Below are 4,705 nucleotides of genomic sequence, written 5' to 3' on the forward strand. Positions count from 1 at the left end.
GTGGCGCAAGGCGAAAGCCGCGGCGTCCGACGCGATCATCCGCACCGGTGCCACCATCACCCACCACCACGCCGTCGGCGCCGACCACCGGCCGTGGATGCGCGACGAGATCGGCGACCTCGGCGTCGCGATCCTGCGCGCCGTCAAGGACACGCTCGACCCCGCGGGAATCCTCAACCCCGGCAAGCTGATCCCATGACGGTGGGCGGCCGCATCACGATGCTGACCAACCCCGCCTCGGGGCACGGCAGCGCTCCGCATGCGGCCGAACGCGCTGTCGCCCAGTTCCATCGGCGCGGCGTGGACGTCGTCGCGATCGCGGGCACCGACGCGGCGCATGCCCGCACTCTTGTCAAGGGTGCGCTCGAACGCGGAATGGACGCGCTGGTCGTCGTCGGCGGCGACGGCATCATCTCCCTTGCGCTGCAAGTGCTTGCGCAGACCGACATACCGCTGGGCATCATCCCCGCCGGCACGGGCAACGATCACGCGCGCGAGTTCAAGATCCCGACACGTGATCCCGAGGCCGCCGCCGACGTGGTGGTCGACGGACTGGTTCAGGGCGCCCGGACCATCGACCTCGGCCACATCCGCGGCGCGGACGGCACGCAGAAGTGGTTCGGCACCGTGATGGCCGCCGGCTTCGACTCGCTGGTGACCGACCGGACCAACCGGATGCGGTGGCCGCATGGTCGCATGCGGTACAACCTCGCGATGGTCGCCGAGCTATCGCAGTTGCGGCTCTTGCCGTTTCGACTTTCGTTCGACGGCGAGGAGATGGCGACCGAGCTGACGCTGGCGGCGTTCGGTAACACCCGCAGCTACGGCGGCGGCATGCGGATTTGTCCGGGCGCGGACCCGACCGACGGTCTGCTCGACGTGACGATGGTGGCGTCGGCGTCGCGAACCCGGCTGATCCGGTTGTTTCCCACCGTGTTCAAGGGCACCCACGTCGACCTCGACGAAGTCCGCACCGCCCGTGCGAAGACCATCACCGTCGACTCGCCCGGCATCAACGCCTACGCCGACGGCGAGTACATGTGCCCGCTACCGGTCGAGGTGTCGGCCGTCACCGGCGCGCTCAAGGTATTGGCGCCTCGCCGAACGTGAAACCAGATCGAAGAATCCACCGATTTTTCGATCCGAGCGCACGTTCGGCGGGGTACTACCCGACTCCGCGGCTCAGCCAGCTGACCTCCGCGCCCGCACCGCCGTCGCGGTACGGCTCCAACGCCTCGTCCCACGCGGTGCCCAGCACCGAATCCAGCTCGGCGGCGAGCGTGTCGGCACCGGACGCCATCAGCGCGCGCAGCCGCATCTCGCCGACGATCACGTCGCCGTTGGCGCTCATCGATCCGCTCCACAGGCCGAGCTGAGGCGTGTGGCACCAGCGGTGACCGTCGACGCCGGGACTGGGATCCTCGGTGACCTCGAACCGCAGCACCGACCACGAGCGCAGCGCGCTCGCCAGCGCGGCGCCGGTCCCGACGGGACCGACCCAGTTGGTGACGGCGCGGAGTTGTCCGGGCATGGCCGGCTGCGGCGTCCACTTCAGGTTCGCCCTCGCCTGAAGGGTCGACGACAACGCCCACTCGACATGCGGGCACACCGCAGCGGGTGACGCGTGGATGTAGACCACGCCCGTCGTCGCTTCGGCGAACTGGTTCGACGCACGCATTTGCCACTCCTTCGGCTCCACGAGGGACGTCTTCCCCAAGCGGCCTCTTGGATCCGAAACTTCCGCAGCAAAATATGTGTCGTGCGTGTCTATTGTGCCTTGTGAGGCGCCTGTTGCGCTAGTCCGCGGCAAATTCTCTCAGGACTTCGTCAGACAAAGCCCGCCACCGCTCGTACGCCCAGTCGCCGAAATCGCGGTCGGTGAGCACGACGAGCGCCAGATCAGCGCCCGGATCGACCCACAAAAACGTCCCTGACTGGCCGAAATGCCCGAATGTGCGCTCGGAGTTCGCCTCGCCCGTCCAGTGCGGGGACTTGCCGTCGCGGATCTCGAAACCCAGCCCCCAGTCGTTGGGCCGCTGCACGCCGAATCCGGGCAGCACCCCGTCCAGACCGGGAAACTGCACCGATATCGCCTCGGCATGCAGCTGCTCGGACACCGTGGCCGGCTGCAGTAGGTCCCCGGCGAAGGCCGCCAAATCGGCCACCGTGGAAGTCGCGCCGTATCCCGCGGCGGCCGCACCGCCGTCGAGCGCGCTGTCGGTCATGCCCAGCGGTTCGAACACCGCTTCGGTCAGGTACCGGTCGAACGCGATGTCGGTCGCCTTCTCGAGCGTCTCGGCGAGCACGCCGAACCCGTAGTTCGAGTACACGCGGCGGGTCCCGGGTTCGGCCATCGTCTCCGCCGAGCGCATCGAGTATCCGGACGCGTGCGCGAGCAGGTGACGCACCGTCGACCCGGGCGGGCCCGCCTCGGTGTCGAGTTCGACGGCGCCCTCCTCGACGCCGACGTGCAGGGCTCGCGCGGCCAGCGGCTTGGTAACCGATGCCAGCGGAAAGCGGCGCCGTTGGTCGCCGTGCTCGGCCAGCACCCCGGAGGGGCCGATGACCGCCGCGGCCGCGTTGTCGACCGGCCAGTCGGTCATGGCATCCAGGGCGCTCATCGCGCCGAGCCTACTTGCGCGCGATGTAGTAGCTGTTGATCGGATCCGACTCGATCTCGCGCACCTCGACGTGGTCGAAGCCGGCCTCGGCGAGCATCGACGCGGCGAGTTGATGACCCCAGCATGTTCCCAGCCCCGCGCCGTCCAGCCCGAGCGACACCGTCATGCAGTGCATCGTCGACACCGTGTAGAGGTACGTGGCCAGGGGCACACCGACGTTGTCTTCCAGTCGGCTCGACGCCTTGACGTCGACCATGAGGAAGGTTCCACCCGGCCGCAGCGCCCGGTAGATGTTCGCCAACACCGCCGCCGGTGCGGCCTGGTCGTGGATGGCGTCGAAAACCGTTATCACATCGTAACTTTCGGCCATGTCCAGTTCGGCGACGTCAGCGGCGACGAAGTCGGCGTTGGTCAGTCCGAGGCGGGCCGCCTCCGCACGACCCGCGGCCAGGCCCTCGTCGCTGAAATCGATGCCGGTGAACCGGCTCGCCGGGAACGCCTGCGCCATCAGGTTGATCGCGTGCCCGCTGCCGCAGCCGATGTCGGCGACGTCGGCGCCCTCGCGCAGCCGTTCCGGCAGTCCGTCGGCCATCGGCAGGATGACGTCGACGAGCGCGGCGTCGAACACCTCACCGCTCTCCTCGGCCATCAGGGTGTGGAACCGCGGATACTCGCTGTACGACAACCCACCGCCGTTGCGGAAGCAGCCGATGATCTTCTGCTCGACCTCGGCGAGCAGCGGGATGAACTGCGCCACCCGCGCGAGGTTGTCCGGTCCGGCGGCGCGGGTCAACACCGCCGCGCGGTGCTGCGGCAGCGAGTACGTGCCCGCCGCCGGGTCGTAGTCGACCACCCCGGCGGTGACGACGCCGCCGAGCCACTCCCGCACGTAGCGTTCGTTCAACCCTGCGGCCGCGGCGATCTGTGCGCTGTTGCCCGGCGCCGACGCGGCCATGGTGTCCCACAATCCGGTCTGATGGCCGATCGACATCAACAGCGCCAGGCTGGCGTTGTCGATGGCGGCCACCATCCGCGCGGCGAACTCATCGGTGGTGTCGGAGGCTGGTCTGTGGTCGATATCCGTCATCGCGGTGTCCTTCCGGCGTGCTGACACTCCCATTGCACAACGGACTCCGACGCCGGGCGGTTCAACCGTCAAATCAGTTCGACCGATCTCTTGGCCAGCCCCATCCAGTAGCCGTCTATCACCTGTCGCGCCCGCTGACCGGGGTCGCGCGACGCGCCGAGCGCGACGAACAGCGGCGACCAGTGCTCGATCGTCGGATGCGCGTACGGCATGCCCGGCGCGCGGTGACGGAAGTCGATCAGCGCGTCGACGTCGCCCGCGGCGAACGCCTCGGCGGCCCACCGGTCGAACTCCGTCGACCAGTCCGGTGGCTCCGCGGCCGGCGACGGGTCGTCGAGGAACGGCAGACCGTGTGTGGTGAAGCCGGATCCGATGATCAGCACGCCCTCGTCGCGCAGCGGCCGCAGCCGCGAGCCCAGTGTCAGCAGTGCCTGGGGATCGAGCGTCGGCATCGAGATCTGCAGCACCGGGATGTCGGCGTCGGGATACATCACGGTCAGCGGAACGTACGCGCCGTGGTCGAGCCTGCGGTCGGGATCGTGGCGCACCGGCTGGTCGGACAACAACGCCTCGACGGCCGCGGCCAGGTCGACGGCGCCCGGCGCGTCATAGGTGGTCTGGTAGTAGCGGTCCGGGAAACCCCAGAAGTCGTAGGTCAGCGGGGTCCGCGCCGACGTCGACCCGATTGTGAGCGGCGCGGACTCCCAGTGGGCCGACACCACGAGGATCGCCGCCGGCCGCGGCAGCTCTACCGCCCACGCCGCCAACTGGCTCACCCACAACTCGTCGTCGACGAGCGGCGGCGCTCCGTGGGAGAGGAACAGCGCGGGAAGCGAATCGGTCATATGACGAGTGTTCCCCCTCAGCCGTTAGGTTGTACGCATGAGTCAAACGGTGCGCGGAGTGATCTCACGCAAGAAGGGTGAGCCAGTCGAGGTCGTGGACGTCGTGATCCCCGACCCCGGTCCGGGTGAGGTGGTGGTCGACATCATCGCCT

The 4,705-nt window shown here is 68.7% G+C and carries 6 protein-coding genes and 1 pseudogene; 3 read left to right on the top strand and 4 right to left on the bottom strand.

The window, feature by feature from the left end; genetic code table 11:
• Both A5698_RS19440 and A5698_RS19445 read left to right on the top strand, forming a co-directional pair.
• A partial coding sequence (locus A5698_RS19440; RefSeq protein WP_286144550.1) for an FAD-binding oxidoreductase occupies positions 1–199 on the top strand: 199 nt, incomplete at its 5' end.
• Positions 196–1,110, top strand: coding sequence for a diacylglycerol kinase (locus tag A5698_RS19445; RefSeq protein WP_068300176.1), 915 nt, complete (start codon positions 196–198; stop codon positions 1,108–1,110). The genes A5698_RS19440 and A5698_RS19445, both read left to right, overlap by 4 nt.
• A gap of 55 nt (positions 1,111–1,165) precedes the next feature.
• On the opposite strand, the gene A5698_RS19450 is transcribed toward A5698_RS19445, so the two are convergent.
• From A5698_RS19450 to A5698_RS19465, 4 genes are all read right to left on the bottom strand, one after another.
• Positions 1,166–1,678: a DUF3145 domain-containing protein gene (locus A5698_RS19450; protein WP_067088084.1), complete on the bottom strand. Its 513-nt coding sequence runs from the start codon at positions 1,676–1,678 to the stop codon at positions 1,166–1,168.
• A 118-nt stretch (positions 1,679–1,796) separates the two neighbouring features.
• Complete coding sequence (locus A5698_RS19455) at positions 1,797–2,621, bottom strand: serine hydrolase domain-containing protein (RefSeq protein WP_067087903.1); 825 nt, start codon at positions 2,619–2,621, stop codon at positions 1,797–1,799.
• Between the two features lie 10 nt (positions 2,622–2,631).
• On the bottom strand, positions 2,632–3,708 hold the full coding sequence (locus tag A5698_RS19460; protein ID WP_067088086.1) for a class I SAM-dependent methyltransferase: 1,077 nt from the start codon (positions 3,706–3,708) through the stop codon (positions 2,632–2,634).
• A 68-nt stretch (positions 3,709–3,776) separates the two neighbouring features.
• Positions 3,777–4,553: a dioxygenase family protein gene (locus tag A5698_RS19465; protein WP_067087905.1), complete on the bottom strand. Its 777-nt coding sequence runs from the start codon at positions 4,551–4,553 to the stop codon at positions 3,777–3,779.
• Between the two features lie 37 nt (positions 4,554–4,590).
• Here A5698_RS19465 and A5698_RS28720 point away from each other — a divergent pair.
• A pseudogene (locus A5698_RS28720) lies at positions 4,591–4,705 on the top strand (S-(hydroxymethyl)mycothiol dehydrogenase); the annotation flags it as partial.

The organism is Mycobacterium sp. E136 (genome assembly GCF_001666865.1).
In the GTDB taxonomy this organism is placed as follows: domain Bacteria; phylum Actinomycetota; class Actinomycetes; order Mycobacteriales; family Mycobacteriaceae; genus Mycobacterium.

What these genes read in the sequence shown, in the direction of transcription:
- A5698_RS19465 (WP_067087905.1), bottom strand. Translation starts at nt 4,553, where the DNA reads ATGACCGATTCGCTTCCCGCGCTGTTCCTCTCCCACGGAGCGCCGCCG.
- A5698_RS19455 (WP_067087903.1), bottom strand. Translation starts at nt 2,621, where the DNA reads ATGAGCGCCCTGGATGCCATGACCGACTGGCCGGTCGACAACGCGGCC.
- A5698_RS19450 (WP_067088084.1), bottom strand. Translation starts at nt 1,678, where the DNA reads ATGCGTGCGTCGAACCAGTTCGCCGAAGCGACGACGGGCGTGGTCTAC.
- A5698_RS19445 (WP_068300176.1), top strand. Translation starts at nt 196, where the DNA reads ATGACGGTGGGCGGCCGCATCACGATGCTGACCAACCCCGCCTCGGGG.
- A5698_RS19460 (WP_067088086.1), bottom strand. Translation starts at nt 3,708, where the DNA reads ATGACGGATATCGACCACAGACCAGCCTCCGACACCACCGATGAGTTC.